Here is a 2,387-nt window from a genome sequence, read left to right on the forward strand (position 1 = left end):
CGCTCAGGAGACTTCCCCGAAGATTATGAATTGTGGCTCCGCTGGTTGCATGGAGGCGTGAAAATATGCAAGATTCCCACAATGGTTCTTGAGTGGCATGATTATGGAAACAGACTGACAAGAAACCATCCCAACTACTCTGATGAGGCATTCTATCACATCAAAACCCATTATTTGGTACAATGGCTGGAGCAAAACAACCCGTTCCATCCCACAGTTCTGGTTTGGGGTGCCAGCAGAATATCTCGGGCACGGGCCGGACTTCTTGAATCTTACGGAATAAGAATATCGGCCTATATTGACATAAAAAGAACAAGGCAGCTTAATAAAGATGTGATCTACTATCAGGATTTACCTGATCCCGGGAAAAATTTCATACTTGTATACGTAAGGCAATGGCATGCCAAACCAAAGATTCACGATTTTCTTGTTCAGCGGGGATATAAAGAAGGAAAGGATTTTTTATTCATTTCATAACCCAATAACATTTTATTGAATTTCACGTTTTACCGGTTGAATTTTTCCCTGATGCCCCTGTAATAAATTTCAGCCACCTTATCGATATCCATACCCAGCATTCTCAGAATATAAGTTTTGGCGACATGCATCTGAAGGCGAATCACACCATTCTCTCTGTATTTGCGGGCTGAGGTGATAATGTCTTTTTGGATCACTTTGAAGGAAGTATGTTTTTTTATCCGGGGAATGATCTCATAATCTTCCAGAAAGCGATAATTTTCATTGAAGCCGTTCACCTTTTCAAAAATATCCCTGTCAACATACAAGGACTGATCCCCTCCCCTGCACCATTGAAGATTAAAACGGGTCCACCATGCAAAAAAGTTGAGCAACCAGTTGTCCATATCCCATTTCATTCGGAATGAGCCCGCTTTGTAACCTTTGTTAACATATTGGAGGATCTCCCTGTCAAAATTTTTGGGAGGATAGCTGTCGGCATGCAGAAAGTAAAAAATATCTCCTTCAGCCTCTTTGGCACCTGCATTCATTTGTTTGGCCCTGCCTGTATTATTTTGATCCACAACATGAGCTCCCTTTGAACGGGCAATCTCCAATGTATTGTCCTCACTAATACCATCCGATATAATGATCTCCTTTATATTATCCCCGTCACTGTTTTCTCTCAAATAATCCAATACCTGACCGATATTGTCGGCTTCGTTATAGGTCGGTATGATGATGCTGATTTTCATAAACTGCTGTTTTTATTTCACCGCTAAATTATAATAATTTATAAGGGTATTACATCTTTTTATTCCTAAATTTTTATTTTTTATAAACCCATCACCTACCCATTTCTTATTTAAAGCGAAAATCCACCTTTTTTATTATGTTAAACAGCGTATAATTTTATGATTTATTTTGAAACAATTGTTCCCCTTCTTCGTCATCACACACATTCACAGGCCCAAACACATGAAAAAGATATCAAAAATGCTTATACTTCAATTTTCATCGAATTACCATGTTGTTGAATTTAAAAGCTAACGGTATGGATAAATTATCCCTATTTTGCTATCTTTCAAATGATATCAGTTCCACCGGCGCACGGTTGTGTTTGATTATTGAATCCAAGCTCCGTTAGGAGCGATATTATGGTAGGCTTAAGAGGAAACAGATTCCAAAGCGCTCCATCTGATGGTTCTGAATAAGCCACAAATATATCATGGAGCGCAATATACGAACCTTACCAGAGTATCCTTAGTCAAATATTTCAATAAAAAATACAACTGCTGGAGAAGCATCTTCCTGCCATCACCTAAGAGTCCCTGCTGTTGCAGGAATACACTCCTGTCGTCTCCAAAGGAGGTTTGCTGCTGTGGAAGGGCATTCCTCATGTCACCAATGGGGTACTGCTGCTGCAGGAGGGCCTGTCAAGTACTTTTTGAGATGGAACTAAAACCATAGATATAATCCATATCATGCATGCACGCGAGTTCCTGACCCGCAATGTTAATACGGTTCACAGGGCACCGTTTCACTACTCCCCGGGCTATTATGTTTTTACCTTTCAGTCACTGGTTTGTGGCAGCCTCTGAGACAGGCCATGGCCTGTCTCTACTCATAATTTCCCCTCAACTTCTAACCTCAAACATTCAAACATCAAACTCTTTGTCAAACTCCCGTCAAACCTCAAACTTTCAAACTGTTCATCTCCTATTCCCCTTCCTTCGCTCCATCACCCACCTTTTTTCGTCGTTCTTTCGCCCCCTCGTTCTCTCGCTCTTTCATTCTTTCGTGCCGTCGTGCCGTCGTGCCGTCGTGCCGTCGTCAATCCTCCCCGCTCAGGGGCATAATCTCATCTTCCTGCAAATCGGAAAGTGATTTATGCAGGCTTTGGATAATATGTTTCATGGTCAATTTGTAGC

General features: G+C 41.1%; 2 protein-coding genes. One reads left to right on the forward strand and one right to left on the reverse strand.

Annotated features, from left to right (window positions below; all coding sequences use genetic code 11):
• Nucleotides 1–477: hypothetical protein (locus KGY70_13970; GenBank protein MBS3776297.1), on the forward strand; the 477-nt coding region annotated here is incomplete at its 5' end.
• Nucleotides 478–506: 29 nt separating this feature from the next.
• Here KGY70_13970 and KGY70_13975 read toward each other — a convergent pair.
• Nucleotides 507–1,211 (reverse strand): TIGR04283 family arsenosugar biosynthesis glycosyltransferase, encoded by a 705-nt coding sequence (locus KGY70_13975; protein ID MBS3776298.1) that lies wholly within the window; start codon nt 1,209–1,211, stop codon nt 507–509.
• Nucleotides 1,212–2,387 lie beyond the last annotated feature (1,176 nt).

It is taken from the genome of Bacteroidales bacterium, assembly GCA_018334875.1.
Classification (GTDB): Bacteria; Bacteroidota; Bacteroidia; order Bacteroidales; family UBA12077; genus JAGXLC01.

Excerpts from the sequence above, each read along its gene's own strand:
- KGY70_13975 (MBS3776298.1), bottom strand. The coding sequence starts at position 1,211 with ATGAAAATCAGCATCATCATACCGACCTATAACGAAGCCGACAATATC.